This is a genomic window from Romboutsia sp. Marseille-P6047, assembly GCF_900604535.1.
Taxonomy (GTDB): Bacteria; Bacillota; Clostridia; order Peptostreptococcales; family Peptostreptococcaceae; genus Romboutsia_E.
Window position 1 is genome coordinate 173,672 of the sequence record NZ_UWOT01000004.1, and the last position, 14,254, is coordinate 187,925.

General features: G+C 33.0%; 13 protein-coding genes. 1 reads left to right on the plus strand and 12 read right to left on the minus strand.

Features of this window, described 5'->3' with window-relative positions; translation table 11 throughout:
• The first annotated feature begins 21 nt into the window (after positions 1–21).
• Entirely contained in the window at positions 22–1,152 is a 1,131-nt protein-coding gene (locus EIH23_RS05830) for a zinc-dependent alcohol dehydrogenase (RefSeq protein ID WP_122639287.1), read from the plus strand.
• 80 nt (positions 1,153–1,232) lie between these two features.
• Here EIH23_RS05830 and gcvH read toward each other — a convergent pair whose 3' ends face one another.
• From gcvH to EIH23_RS05890, 12 genes are all read right to left on the minus strand, one after another.
• Positions 1,233–1,607: a glycine cleavage system protein GcvH gene (gene gcvH, locus EIH23_RS05835; RefSeq protein ID WP_122639288.1), complete on the minus strand. Its 375-nt coding sequence runs from the start codon at positions 1,605–1,607 to the stop codon at positions 1,233–1,235.
• Between the two features lie 20 nt (positions 1,608–1,627).
• On the minus strand, positions 1,628–3,757 hold the full coding sequence (gene acsB, locus EIH23_RS05840) for an acetyl-CoA decarbonylase/synthase complex subunit alpha/beta (protein WP_122639289.1): 2,130 nt from the start codon (positions 3,755–3,757) through the stop codon (positions 1,628–1,630).
• Between the two features lie 65 nt (positions 3,758–3,822).
• Complete coding sequence (gene acsE / locus EIH23_RS05845; protein ID WP_122639290.1) at positions 3,823–4,635, minus strand: carbon monoxide dehydrogenase/acetyl-CoA synthase methytransferase subunit; 813 nt, start codon at positions 4,633–4,635, stop codon at positions 3,823–3,825.
• Between the two features lie 55 nt (positions 4,636–4,690).
• Positions 4,691–6,067, minus strand: a complete 1,377-nt coding sequence (gene acsC, locus EIH23_RS05850) for an acetyl-CoA decarbonylase/synthase complex subunit gamma (RefSeq protein ID WP_122639291.1) — start codon at positions 6,065–6,067, stop codon at positions 4,691–4,693.
• A 29-nt stretch (positions 6,068–6,096) separates the two neighbouring features.
• Positions 6,097–7,041 (minus strand): acetyl-CoA decarbonylase/synthase complex subunit delta, encoded by a 945-nt coding sequence (gene acsD, locus EIH23_RS05855; protein WP_122639292.1) that lies wholly within the window; start codon positions 7,039–7,041, stop codon positions 6,097–6,099.
• A 19-nt stretch (positions 7,042–7,060) separates the two neighbouring features.
• Entirely contained in the window at positions 7,061–7,831 is a 771-nt protein-coding gene (locus tag EIH23_RS05860) for an ATP-binding protein (protein WP_122639293.1), read from the minus strand.
• Between the two features lie 71 nt (positions 7,832–7,902).
• Entirely contained in the window at positions 7,903–9,300 is a 1,398-nt protein-coding gene (gene lpdA / locus EIH23_RS05865; protein ID WP_122639294.1) for a dihydrolipoyl dehydrogenase, read from the minus strand.
• Positions 9,301–9,323: 23 nt separating this feature from the next.
• Entirely contained in the window at positions 9,324–10,205 is an 882-nt protein-coding gene (locus tag EIH23_RS05870; protein WP_122639295.1) for a methylenetetrahydrofolate reductase, read from the minus strand.
• Between the two features lie 34 nt (positions 10,206–10,239).
• Positions 10,240–10,920 (minus strand): methylenetetrahydrofolate reductase C-terminal domain-containing protein, encoded by a 681-nt coding sequence (locus EIH23_RS05875; RefSeq protein WP_122639296.1) that lies wholly within the window; start codon positions 10,918–10,920, stop codon positions 10,240–10,242.
• A gap of 26 nt (positions 10,921–10,946) precedes the next feature.
• A complete protein-coding gene (locus EIH23_RS05880) occupies positions 10,947–11,822 on the minus strand; it encodes a bifunctional 5,10-methylenetetrahydrofolate dehydrogenase/5,10-methenyltetrahydrofolate cyclohydrolase (protein WP_122639297.1) in 876 nt (291 codons plus the stop codon).
• Positions 11,823–11,853: 31 nt separating this feature from the next.
• On the minus strand, positions 11,854–12,486 hold the full coding sequence (locus EIH23_RS05885; protein ID WP_122639298.1) for a cyclodeaminase/cyclohydrolase family protein: 633 nt from the start codon (positions 12,484–12,486) through the stop codon (positions 11,854–11,856).
• An 87-nt stretch (positions 12,487–12,573) separates the two neighbouring features.
• Positions 12,574–14,250 carry a formate--tetrahydrofolate ligase gene (locus EIH23_RS05890; protein WP_122639299.1) on the minus strand — a complete coding sequence of 559 codons (1,677 nt, stop codon included), beginning with the start codon at positions 14,248–14,250 and terminating at the stop codon, positions 12,574–12,576.
• Positions 14,251–14,254 lie beyond the last annotated feature (4 nt).

The window sequence follows — 14,254 nt, forward strand, 5'->3', positions numbered from 1 at the left end:
ACTATACAGGAGGACAATTTTTTGAAAGCTATTGTATATGAAGGAATAAAAAAGGTAAATGTACGTGATGTAGAAGATCCAAAAATAGAAAAAAATGATGATATTATTGTTAAAGTAACATCTACCGCTATATGTGGTTCAGATCTTCATTTAATTCATGGCATGATTCCTAATCTAAAAAAGAATTCAATTTTAGGTCACGAAACAATGGGAATAGTTGAGGAAGTGGGAAAAGATGTTAATAAAGTAAAAAAAGGTGACAGAGTTATAGTTCCATTTCCTGTAGCATGTGGACATTGCTTTTATTGTGAACACAAGTTATATAGCCAATGTGATAACTCAAATGAATATGGTGAATGTGGTGGAATATTTGGATATAGCGATACATTTGGTGGGTATGATGGTGGACAAGCAGAGTATTTAAGAGTACCTTATGCTAATGTTGGTCCTATAATAATTCCCGAAGAATTATCTGATGATCAGGCACTTTTCCTTACTGATGTTTTACCAACATCTTATTGGGGAGTAGATAACGCAGATGTAAAAAAGGGGGATACTGTAGTTGTTCTTGGTTGTGGACCTATAGGTCTTTCTGCTATAAAGTGGCTTATGCTAAAAAATGTAAAAAGAATTATTGCCGTAGATAGAGTTTCATATAGACTAAACCATGCATCTTCATATAAAGGCGTTGAAGTAATTAATTTTGAAGATCATGATGATACTGGTGAGTATATAAAAGAAATTACTCAAGGAGGTGCTGATGTAGTCTTAGATTGTGTTGGTATGGATGGTGTAATGTCAAATTTTGAAAAAGTAGAAACTTTATTAAAATTACAAGGTGGCTCAAAATCAGCAATTGAAATATCTTCTCGTTGTATTAGAAAAGGTGGAACAGTCATGATGGTTGGAGTCTATGGTGCAAGATATAATTTATTCCCGCTAGGTGACTTCTTTTCTAGAAATATAACTATAAAAATGGGACAATGTCCTGCACAAGCTTATATTCCTAAGATTTTAGACATAATAAAAAAAGGTGAATATGATCCTACTGACATAATTACTCATAAACTATCTTTATCTGAGGGTAAATATGCCTATGATATATTTGATAGTAAGCTAGATAATTGTATAAAAGTAGTTTTAAAGCCATAAATATTTCACCTTATAATATATATAACTATATTAAAGATAGAAATTCGCTGCAGTCGAATTCCTATCTTTAATTAATAAAATTACTCTAATGTGCTTTCATATAAATCTGAATTTAATAAACTTTCTAATTCATCAGCATCAGAAAATTTAACTTTAACTATCCATGCATCATATGGATCTTCATTTATATATTCAGGTTCATCTTCTAATTTTTCATTTATTTCTACTACTTCACCTGATACTGGAGCAATTAAATCAGATGCTACCTTAGAAGATTCTACTACACCAAAGTCGTCCCCTTGAGTTAGTGTATCTTCAACTTCAGGCATTTCTACAAATAGAACTTCTCCTAATTGTTCTTGAGCAAAATCAGTTATTCCTATATAACCATATTCTCCTTCAACTCTTACCCAAGTATGCTTATCACTATATCTTAATTCTGGTATAACCTTCATATTATTCCTCCTAAGTAATATTACATTACAGCTTCCATTGCTAATGCTGGATGGCCTTTTTCTTCTAAGAATGCAAGTACACCTTCAGAATCATTAGCTATTGTTTCATCACAAATCATATCTGTGAAGTTTTCTATTCCTGTCATTTCCTTGACAGTAGCATTTAATTTATCAGCTACATAATCTTTTAATTCTTTTGGCATCCAAACTATTCTTTCTGGTCCACCTTCTGCATACGCGAATTTTTTAGAAGATATAAAGTGTCTTCCATGTCCCATAAATCCTGGAGTTTGAACTCCTCCACCTGTCATAGATGCTAGTTCTCCAAATGTCATACCTACTGGAGTTATTCCAGGGAATTCTCTATTTACTATAACAAATCCATTAGCTTCAGGCATTATACCGCATATACACTCGAAACATCCACAAGAAGTCATTGGGTCTTCAAGTATAGAGTACAATGTAACACTTTCAACTGCACCTTGAGATATTTGGTTAACTGTTTCATTTACAGAATTCCATCTACCTAATCTATCATCTAAGCAATCTCCTTTTACAACTGGTTGACATGGACCTGTTGGATCTAATTCTTTAGTTGCTTTAGCATCTAACCAACTAACAGCTCCACAAAGACCAAGTCTCTCAGGAGTTACTATACAAACGTGAGCTGGTGCAAATGATTGACATAAGTTACAAGAATAGAATGTATCAACACTCTCATCAACTAATGATGCTAATCTTTCATCTCTAGCATCATATCTAGCTACAGCTTCAGATTTTCTAGCAGAAACTTGTTCTGGATCAGTTATTATAACTATTTCACATTTATCAACAACTGTATCAAATTCATCTTTCATTTTAGCATATAGAACTTCACCTATATGTTGTAATCTAAATCCTTTTTCATAAGCATCTTTAGATATTCTTACCCAAGACATATCTCTTTGACCAACATGCATTACACCTTCTATATAGTTTAAGAAGTAATGGAAACGTCTTTCAAGAACTGGTTCAAAGTCATCTTGCATTGCTTTACCAGCTATTTTAACTATTACAGCAAGTGGTAATCTTATTAATCCATTTACTGGTTCTACTTCATCTATATTTGGTCCTATTATTTCTATTTTATGATCTTCAACTTCAGAAGCTTCTTTATGTACAACAAGCTCCCAAGCTTCAGTTTTATTTCCACCAAATTCAGCTATCATATCACCTTTTCTTATTCTTTCACCTTCGAAAGCTGCAGCAAATGATACTGGTATAGGTATTTCAGTTATTTTTATTTTTATATTTCTAGCTTCTAAAGAAGTAGCTACAAATTTATCATAATCTTTTTGAGTTAATAAGTTCATTGGAACTTCAAGAACAGTTTGATCAGTTATAACTGGGAATCCTAAAGCTATTGCTCCAGCTCCAGCAGAAACAACTAACTCACTAAGTGGTCCAAATGCATTAACAAATGCTGGAACCCTCTTAGAAGTATATTCTAATAATCCTGAAAGATCTCCTGGAGTTAATGCTCCGAATATTAATGCTGCTCTTATAGCAACTGATACAACATGTATAACAGAAGTTACATCATATCCTAAAGGTATAACCCTTAAGTCAACTCCCATTTTTACTCCTGCTTCTATAACTTGATCTATAACTTTACCAACTAAGAAAGTTAATAAACCTTTAGATTGATAATCCTTAACTATTTTAGCTGCAGTTTCAGAGTCTGGGCATTCACCAAGTACAACTGCAACCCCGGGTATATCTCCTGTAACTAAAGGTACACCTAAAGATCTTATTATTGGGTCACCTACATGACCTGCACATGGAGCTTGGTATGGTTCTTCCATAGTTGCATACTTTATAGCTTCTATAACTTCTGCAGCTAAAGCTGTAGCTAAACCAGAATTTAAAGCATGCTCTAATAAATGAGTTCTATTTATTAGAGATTCAACTACTGTTAAAGCACCTTCTAAGTCTCCAAGAGTACTCATTTTTTGCCCTGTTGCTGCATATATGCAAGGTAATGAGTATGCAGTATCAGGGAATGATACTGGATGTTCCTTCCCATGTTGAGCTATAGCATCAGCAAGCATTCCTTTAGCAGCATCTAACGCTTGTTCTGAACCTGTAAAAATTATATTATATAAATTCACTCTACTTCCCCCTTTTTAGCCCCAGCTTTATAGCTGAGGCTTAATAATTTAAACTAGTTTATATCTTATACGTTATATTCAAATGCACCTTCGTTTATTTCTAAGAATGAATCTGCATATAAAGATGCTCCATTTATTATGTCGCAAGATTTTATAGTTTGCATTAATAACTCATCACATGGGTTTACTATTGCAGAACTAAATCCGTTAGCCATTGCCATAGCTAAGAAGTTACTATCTAATATAGGTCTTATATGTTTTGGACAACCATTAGATACATTTGATAATCCGCCTGTAGTTGGAAGTCCCATCTCTGTCATCATTCTTATTGCTTCTAATACTTCTACTTGCTTATCTTGCATACCTTTTATAACTAAGCATAATGGGTCAAATAACATGTCAGATGGATCTAATCCTAGCATTAAACCTTTTTCTAACATTTCTTGACAGTATGCCATACGTTCATCGTTATCTTTAGGTATACCATCTTTAGCACATAAAGCTATAACTTTAGCTTCATATTCAGCAGCTAAATCTATCATGTCTAATCTTCCTCCTGCATCTGCAGAGTTTACAATTGGTTTAGCATGCTCTCTATTGTAAACTTTAAGACCTGCCTCTATAGCTTTTCTATTTGCAGTATCTAATGCTAGTGGAACATTATTAAGTTCAGATTGAAGCATTTGAACTCCCCAAGTCATTATTTCTTCTCCATCCCTTTCAGCTGGGCCTATATTAAAATCTATATAATGAGCACCGGCATCTAATTGAGCTTTAGCTCTTCTTAATATTGGCTCAGGATCTCTTTCTGCTAGTGCTTTTCTTATTTCTGGCGATATACAGTGTATTCTTTCACCTATAATCATAAATTTTTCCATTATCTATTTCCCCCTTATGGACTAATAATTAATTTATTTTAAATAATTATTTATACTAAGCGTTAGCTAATTCTTGAGCTTTCTTAGCTTGATAATCTTTTAAGAACTTAGGTATTTCCATAGACTCTTCTGTACCTATTATTATATTCCAATCTGGTAGATTCTCTTCTAAGTCTCCTTTTATAACAGCAACTTTACCTGGTATTATTAAATCTCTGTTATTAGTCTTTTCTGCTATACCACATTCTTTAACGAATGCTGCTATAGAGTTTCCACCAAACTTACCAGCAGCCCATGAAGTAAGAACTGAGTATCCACCTGCATCTGGTATTACTAACCAACATGGTACTTTAGATCTTTCTATATCTCCTGATACTATAAAGTAAGTTAATGCAAAGTCAACAGTGACTAATACTGGAGAATTTTCATCTGGGTTATTTATTGGGTATATCTTAGGCTCAACTCTCATTGGTCTTTGTGGGTCAGTGTAGATATTTTGTCTTAATGCAAATAAAGGTAATGCTTTTGAATAATCTATATCATCTAATACTATTATTGATCCGTATTTTATTGTAAATACAGAAGATAAAGCAACTTCCATCATTGGATTGTTATTAGATAATTTATTTGCAAATATTATTGATGGGTATCCGAATGTTCTGTCTTGTTCCTTTAATGCAATTCTTCTAACTTGAACTGCATTAGTATAAGTATCTTTTATATTTTCTCCAGTTACATCTAAAACTAATTCTTTATAACCAGCACTTTGTATAGCTTCTACTGTAGAGTATAATTCTTCTAAACTAGATGCTTTAACACCTAATGCTAAATTTGCAGCTTTAACTACATCTATCATAGCTTTATAGTTATCTTTATTAGCTCCATATACTATTGGATTAGTACCTTCTAATAAAGCTACAGCTTCTTTAGCAACATCAGCATCTTCACAATCTACTATGTATGCTATTTTTAATTCACTATCTTTTAATTTATTTATTAATGACACGTAAGCATCTTTGTTTCCATTATATTTTAATAATGCAAACTCAACTTTCATTTCTTCACCTATTCTTACGTAGTCAACTAACTTCATGTTTGCTATCTTATCATTTACTGCTTCTTCACTCATTCCATCACAGAATTGAACAGCAAATCTATTTCTACTTACTAAAGTTTTTTCATGTCTAAATAATACAGTTTCTCCACCTAAAGTATATTCAGATTCTCCTGTACCTACTTTTAATGCTTTCATTAAAGGTGCAGTAGCTTCTGATAATTTAGCTATTGCATCATCTGACATATGTGGACATTTACCTACTTCTACTGCTCCTGAAGCAACCTTCATAGAGAATGCCATACAAGTTGGAAAACTACAATCTTTACAGTTTTTCTTTGGTGTTAATTTAAATATATCTAAAGCTTTTAATGCCATTTTTATATCCCCCTAACCTTACAAATAAATTAAGCTAATTCGCTAATTAAATTTTTTATAGTTTTTATTGATTCTGGATGACGAAGTATTACTGCATTTGATCCACCAACTAATACACTTGCAGCTGTAGAAACTTCCATAGCTATTGATCTTTGTTCTGGACATCCCCAGCTTGGCTCATCTTCAACTGGAGCTATAGCTTCTTTAACATGACCTACTTCCATTGCAACTGGAGTTATTATTGGCATTTGTAATGATTTATCATTTTGAGCAAATGCTGCAAGTCTTATTCTATCCATAGTAGATGCAACATACTCATATCCATATCCAACAGCTGAACATCCTACGTTCATAACTATATTATCTGATTTAACTCCTAACTGAGTTAATAATACGTTCATTTGTTTAGCTAAGTTTATATCAACTGAAGATTCAGCTCCTACTTTGTGGCTATATGCCATACCAGCTGAAGCACCTACAGTTTTGTAGTTATCTTCTACAGCTGACATAAATAAACAATTGTGACCATCTAAAGCTTGAGCTAATTTTTCAAATAATTTTCCATCTTTTTCATGGTTTCCTGTTCCTGCTACAACTAATGGTACGCTTATAGCTTCAACAACAGCTTTAGCAACAGTAGCACATTCTTCTGGAGTTTTATCTAATCCATTTGGATCTGCTCCATCAAATTTTAAGCATATAAAATCTGCTTCTGTATTTGCTTCTACATATTTAGCCCATTCAACTGGATCGTTAGCTACACCTTTATACATTTCTTTATAACAATCTAACCAGCTTTCTGGATATACATCAGATATTTGTATACCTACTGCTTGTTTATTTCCTACCTCTCCATCAAAACCATAAAATGGTAAAACATTTTCTCCACCTAACTTTATTGCCTTATCTCCTGTCCCTATTTCCACTTCTGATATTTTACCAGAATACTTTTGAACAGACATTTTAAATGCCATAATTATTTCCCCCTTAAGCCTATTTTAATTCTAATTTTGCTATTATTTCTTTAATAGCTTTTTTAGCTTTTGAATCTTCAGGTAAGCTTACTAATGGTTTACCTGTTGAATCATATTCATATATTAATTCATCTAAAGGTACGATTCCTATAAGGTCTAGCTTGTATTTTTCTATTTCTTCTTTTACACCTTCATGTAAAATCCCATCAGGAACTTTATTTACTATAAGTTTTGTATCTCCTACACTTAGGTTCAATTCTTCAGCTAAATCTCTTATTCTAGCAACAGCTTGTATACTACGTCTTGAGCAATCACTTACTAAAAGTAGTGTGTCTACATGTCTAGTAGTTTTTCTACTTAAGTGTTCCATACCAGCTTCATTGTCTATGACTACATAATTATAATGATTTGAAATTTTTTGAACTTGTTCTCTTAAGATCCCATTGACAAAACAATAACAACCTTCTCCTTCAGAACGCCCCATAACTAATAAGTCATAGCCTTCTCCTTCTTCAATTATAGAGTTTAATCTATATTGTAAAAATTGTGCTTTTGTCATACCTCCAGGGAATGAATTACCTAATTTTTCTCTTTGATTGACTTCTTCTCTGATTTGACCTATTGATGCCTCTACATCTATGCCTAACACCTCATTTATATTAGCATTGGCATCTGCATCTACAACTAATACTGGTGACTTTTTATCTTCTATTAAAGAATTAACTAAAAGCCCTGTAAGACTTGTTTTCCCAGTTCCACCTTTTCCTGCAACAGCTATATTATATCCCATATTAAGACTTCCCCCTTGTCATTGTCAAAACAGAGCTTAAAGTTAAATTATTTATTTTACTCTGTTTTGTATTATGCTTTAACTAATTTTGGAGCTGCATGAGCACATTCTCCATGTACATCATGAAGAGCTTCCATTAATCCTTCTGATAAGCTTGGATGTGCATGTATTATATCTCCTACTTGTTCTACTGTTAGCCCTAAGCCAACTGCTAAAGATAATTCAGTTAATAAGTCTGTAGCATGAGGTCCTACTATTGAAGCTCCTATAATTTTATCATCTTTACCAGCAAGAACTTTTATAAATCCTTGGATATGTCCGATAGCTTGAGCTTTTCCTAATGCTCTAAAATCAAACTGACCTACCTTATATTCTTCATTATCAGCTTGAAGTTGTTTTTCAGTTTTACCAACACCAGCAACTTCTGGTTGGGTATATACACATCTTGGTACTGCATTATAATTTACTGTTTTTTTGCCTCCCAAAGCATTAACAGCTGCTACTTCACCTTCTTTAGAGGCAACATGTGCAAGCATTGCAGTATCAATTATATCCCCTATTGCATATATACCTTCAACATTAGTTTCTAGGTATTCGTTAACTTTAACCTTACCTCTTCCAATTAATTCTATACCTAATTCTTCTATTCCTGAATTCTTTAAGTTTGGCTTTCTACCAACTGCAACTAAACAAGTATCAGCAGTCACTGACTTCCCATTTGACAGTGTTGCTACAACTTTATTATCTACTATCCCGCAAGTCTGTACCCCTACACCTGCTAACACTTTAATTTTATCCTTTTTGAACTGTCTCTGCAACTGTTTAGCTACATCTTTATCTTCATTTCCTAAAATATGTTCTGCCATTTCTACTATAGTAACTTGAGTGCCTAAATTTTGAAAAAATTGACCTATTTCAGATCCTATAACACCACCTCCAACTATCAACATAGATTGTGGAAGTTCTTCTAAACCTAAGACTTCATCGCTAGTTATTACAATTTTTCCATCATATGGGAACATTGGTGGTACTACTGGAACCGATCCATTAGCTAATATTATTTTATCTGCCTTTACTAATTCTTTTGATCCATCTTCCTTAGTTACTTCTATAGTATTTTTATCTATTAATTTACCAAATCCATTAATTGTTTGGATTCCTCTTTTATCAAATAAAAATTCAATACCAGATATAAGTTGATCTACAACCTTATTTTTTCTAGCCATTATAGCAGAAAAATCTGGTTTTATTTCACCTTCTATATTTATTCCAAAACTTTTAGCTTCTTTCACATTCATTAACATTGAAGAAGATGCTAGCAATGCCTTAGTTGGTATACAACCAACATTTAAGCATGTTCCTCCAAGTCTTTTTTTCTCTATAACTACAACTTCATCAGCACCATGCATAGCTGCTTTTATAGCTGCTACATATCCTCCTGGACCTCCACCTACTACTGCTATTTTCATAAATTTAATTCGCCCCCTTAATCTTATAAACCTGCAGCATCAAGTATTAACGGAACATTCTCTTCTGCTCCAATAGCCATTATGTGAACACCATCACATAAGTTTTCTTCTTTTATTTGTCTTATAAATTCTCCGGCCATTTTAATACCTTCTTGGACATAATTTCCTTTTCCAGCTGATTTTAATCTTTCTATTTGATCATCTGGCACGAATATACCAGGAACATTAGCAGTCATAAATCTAGCCATACCTGGTGATTTTAACGGAACTATACCAGCTAATATTTTACAATCCATATTTTTAGTAAGCTCTCTAAATTTTCTTAAATGATCTATATCATAAACTGCTTGAGTTTGGAAGAACTTAGCTCCAGCATTTATTTTCTTCTGCATTTTTAACAATTGTACTTCTATTGGAGCATATTCAGGCGTAACTGATGCACCTAAGTAGAAATTAGTTTTTCCTTTTAGCTCTAGTCCAACACTATCTACACCACTATTTAATGTAGTTGCTGTAGTTAATATACTTACAGAATCTAAATCAAATACACTTTTAGCTTGTGGATGGTCTCCAACACAAGTATGGTCTCCTGTTAAAGCAAGTAAGTTTTCTATTCCAAATACACCAGCTGAAAGCATCTCACCTTCTATAGCAATTCTATTTCTATCTCTACCAGTCATTTGTATTACTGGTTCAAGCCCTATATCTTTTAACATTTTACATGTAGCAAGAGAAGTTGCTCTCATAACTGCTGATTGGAAATCTGTTACATTAGTAGCATGAACTCTACCAACACATTTTTTTGCACATTCTAAAAGGTGAGAAAGATCTGTACCTTTTGGAGGTGCCATCTCAGCAGTTATTGCAAATTCGCCTCTTTCTAATACTTCTTGTAATAAGCTCATTTATAAAATCCCCCTTTTTAACCTTTAAAAGTTATTAAGCTTCAGCTTTAGCAGCTTCTTGTGCTTTTTTCTTTAGATCTAAACTTCTTGGATTATTTTGTTTTGAATAATCTTTTGGCGGTCTAACTTTAGTTAAGTTATCTAATTGACCTAAATCTTTAAGTCTTTCATATATCCTAACCCATGCACAATCATTTTCATGGCTTATTTCACATTTTCCATCTTTAGCTCCACCACATGCACCATTTATTAATCCTTTAGCACACATAGTTACTGGACATATTCCACCAGTCCATCCTAGCTCACACTCTCCACAGGCTTTACATGCTTCTTCATATTGACCAACTCTTTCAACTTCACCTATGAATAATGTATTATTTGCTGGGTATACAGGCATATTTTTAGTATTTTTAACTATAGTTTGTGTTCCATCTCCACAAGCTAAAGATAATATAGCATCAGCTTCCTTTAACTCTTCTTTAACAGCTTTTAAATCTTTTTTACATTGCAAAAGGTTACAGCAAGGATCTATTACTTTACAAGCTAATACAGTTTTTCCATTAGCCTCTAAATTTTCCTTCATAGCTTGTAATTCTGGTTCTCCACCAGTTTTACAAGTTGCAGCACATTGGTTACATCCAACTAATATAATATTTTGAGCACCTTCTAAGAAACCTAATACTTCTTCTATCGGCTTTTTATCAGAAATTACCATACCCTTATTCCCCCTTAAAAGTACATCTATTTATTATTTTGTAACTTACAAGCTTTTATAACATGTTTTGCAAGTACAGATGTAGTTACTGATCCTACACCTGCTGGAACTGGTGTTATCATAGATGCTTTTTCTATTACTGAATCTGTATCAACATCTCCACAAATTCCTCCACCTTCTGGTTTAGCATTTATACCAACATCTATTACTACCGCACCTTCTTTTATATACTCAGGAGTTACCATTCTAGCTCTACCAACAGCAGCAACTAGTATGTCAGCTTTAGATGTTACTTCTGATAAATTCTTAGTTCTAGAGTGACATATATTAACAGTAGCATTTTCACCTAATAAAAGCATTGCTACCGGTTTTCCAACTACCATAGATCTACCAAGTACAGCCACGTTAGCTCCATTTAAATCCACATTATAATGTTTTAATATTTCAACAACTGCTGTAGGAGTGCATGGTGGGAATCCTGTTTTATCTCCTTCCATTACTTTCGCTGTATTTAATGGGTTGAAACAATCCACATCTTTTTTAGGGTCTATAACATGCTTTATAACTTCTTCATCAATACCTTTAGGTAATGGTCTAAATGTTAATATCCCATTTATTTTTGGATTTTTATTTAGATCTTCTAAAGCTTCTATATATTGATCTTGAGTAACACCTTCTTCTAAAACAATTACCTCTGTCTCAATACCTATTGTTTCACATTTCTTAAGTGCTCCTCTTTCATAAGCTAAATCATTAGCTTTTTCTCCAACTCTTAATATAGCTAATTTAGGTATTATACCCTCTTTACTTAATTCATTAACCTCTTTTATTAAATTTTCGCTCATTTCATCTGCTACTGGTTTCCCTTTTATTATTTGACCTTTAGCTACTGATACTTCCATTTTCAAGATCCCCCTTAAATATAAAATTTATTTATTTTCCTAAAGCAATCTCTACCTTTTTAAATACTTCATCACAAATTTTAACTCCATCTTCTATAAGTTCTTTCATTTCCGCATTGACTTTATTTATGTATTCTTGATCTTTTATAGAGTTAACATTTATAACAACGTTTAACTCTGCTCCAAGTATAGCAGCTCTTAAACATTGAACTCCTACTCCTACATCACTTATAGCAAGTCTAGATCCTTTATCAACTAATTCTTCATGTAATTTTATTGCCTTATAACATGCTCTTACTATATTTATAGGAACTTCACATGCAACCTTTAAGGCTTTTTGCATAGTTTCTTCCTTTATTTTCTTTTCTTCATCAGTTGATGTAGGAAGTCCATAAGCTTGAGATAGTGGATAAAATCCTTCTGCATCTTTGTCTATCATTTCCAATAAATCTTTTTCTAGTTCTGATGCTTTATTTAATATTTCTTTTACACTATCTTCATATTCTGCATACTTCTTTTTACCTATAGTAAGGTTACATACCATACTACCTAAAGCCATACCAACTGCTCCAACTAAAGCTGATGCACCTCCACCACCTGGAACTGGTGCTTTAGAAGCTAGAACTTCTACAAATTCTCCACAAGTTTTTCCTGATATACTCATTAAAATTCCCCCTAATTCTACAAAAGGTCTCTATTTTAATTAAGGTAGTACCAAATGTACTACCTTAACCTATGTTCTTATCAAGTACTAGAATAATCCAGATATTACTCCATTCTCATCAACATCTATTTTTTCAGCTGCTGGAACTTTTGGAAGACCTGGCATTTTCATTATTGCACCAGTTAAAGCAACTATAAATCCAGCACCAGCTGAAACAGTTAATTGTCTAACTGTTATTCTAAATCCTGTTGGTCTACCTAGTTTAGTTTGATCATCTGTTAAAGAATATTGAGTTTTAGCCATACATATAGGCATTTTTCCAAATCCTAAACTTTCTAATCTATCTAATTCTTTTTTAGCTTGAGGTGTAAAGTCAACACCATCAGCGCCATATATCTTAGTAGCTATTGCATTTATTTTTTCTTCTATACTTAAATCATCTTCGTAGCAGAATTGGAATTCATTTGGTTCACTAGTTAATCTAATAATTTCTTTAGCTAACTCTATTCCACCTTCTCCACCTTTTGCCCAAACTTGAGATAGTGCTACATTAACGCCTAGTTCCTTACATTTCTCTCTTACTAAGTTAACCTCTGGTTCTGTGTCTGTTGGAAATTCATTTATAGCAACAACCGCCGGTAATTTATATACTTGAGTTATATTTTCAACATGTTTTAATAGGTTTGGAAGTCCTGCTTCAAGAGCTTCTAAATTTTCTTTATTTAATTGATCTTTTGGAACTCCACCATTATATTTTAAAGCTCTAACTGTAGCAACGATTATAACTGCATCTGGTTTTAAATCTGCCATTCTACATTTTATATCTAAGAATTTTTCAGCACCTAAATCTGCACCAAATCCTCCTTCTGTTACTACATAATCTGCAAAATGCATAGCCATTCTTGTAGCTATAACTGAGTTACATCCATGTGCAATATTTGCAAATGGTCCACCATGAACAAATGCAGGTGTTCCTTCTAAAGTTTGAACTAAATTTGGTTTTAATGCATCTTTTAATAAAGCAGCCATTGCACCATTAGCTTTTAGTTGTCCTGCAGTTACAGGCTCCCCTTGGAAATTATATCCTACTATAATTCTTCCAAGTCTTTCTTTTAAGTCTGTTATATCACTAGCTAGACAGAAAGCAGCCATTACCTCAGAAGCAACAGTTATATCAAATCCATCTTGTCTAGCTACACCATCAGCTCTAACACCAAGTCCATCAACAATATTTCTAAGTTGTCTATCATTCATGTCAACACATCTTCTCCAAGTTATACTTCTTGAATCTATTCCTAATTCATTTCCTTGATGTATATGATTATCTAACATTGCAGCTAATAAGTTATTTGCAGCTCCTATAGCATGGAAATCTCCAGTAAAATGTAAATTTATATCTTCCATTGGAACAACTTGCGCATATCCTCCACCTGCTGCTCCTCCTTTAATACCAAATACAGGTCCTAAAGATGGCTCTCTTAAAGCAACTAATACATTTTCACCTAACTTAGCTAATCCATCTGCAACACCTATTGTTGTTGTAGTTTTTCCTTCTCCTGCAGGAGTTGGATTTATAGCTGTAGTTAATATTAACTTAGCCTTTTTACCACCATTATCTCTTTTAAGTAAGTTATAATCCACTTTAGCTTTATACTTACCATATAATTCTATATCATCTTCTTCTAACCCTAATTTTTTTGCTATTTCTCTTATATCTTGAGGTTGTGCTTCTTGTGCAATTTCAATATCAGATTTAAATCCCATAATT

Coding starts and splice junctions, on each gene's coding strand:
- gcvH (WP_122639288.1), bottom strand. CDS start 1,607: ATGAAGGTTATACCAGAATTAAGATATAGTGATAAGCATACTTGGGTA.
- acsE (WP_122639290.1), bottom strand. CDS start 4,635: ATGGAAAAATTTATGATTATAGGTGAAAGAATACACTGTATATCGCCA.
- acsC (WP_122639291.1), bottom strand. CDS start 6,067: ATGGCATTAAAAGCTTTAGATATATTTAAATTAACACCAAAGAAAAAC.
- acsD (WP_122639292.1), bottom strand. CDS start 7,041: ATGGCATTTAAAATGTCTGTTCAAAAGTATTCTGGTAAAATATCAGAA.
- EIH23_RS05860 (WP_122639293.1), bottom strand. CDS start 7,831: ATGGGATATAATATAGCTGTTGCAGGAAAAGGTGGAACTGGGAAAACA.
- lpdA (WP_122639294.1), bottom strand. CDS start 9,300: ATGAAAATAGCAGTAGTAGGTGGAGGTCCAGGAGGATATGTAGCAGCT.
- EIH23_RS05870 (WP_122639295.1), bottom strand. CDS start 10,205: ATGAGCTTATTACAAGAAGTATTAGAAAGAGGCGAATTTGCAATAACT.
- EIH23_RS05875 (WP_122639296.1), bottom strand. CDS start 10,920: ATGGTAATTTCTGATAAAAAGCCGATAGAAGAAGTATTAGGTTTCTTA.
- EIH23_RS05880 (WP_122639297.1), bottom strand. CDS start 11,822: ATGGAAGTATCAGTAGCTAAAGGTCAAATAATAAAAGGGAAACCAGTA.
- EIH23_RS05885 (WP_122639298.1), bottom strand. CDS start 12,486: ATGAGTATATCAGGAAAAACTTGTGGAGAATTTGTAGAAGTTCTAGCT.
- EIH23_RS05890 (WP_122639299.1), bottom strand. CDS start 14,250: ATGGGATTTAAATCTGATATTGAAATTGCACAAGAAGCACAACCTCAA.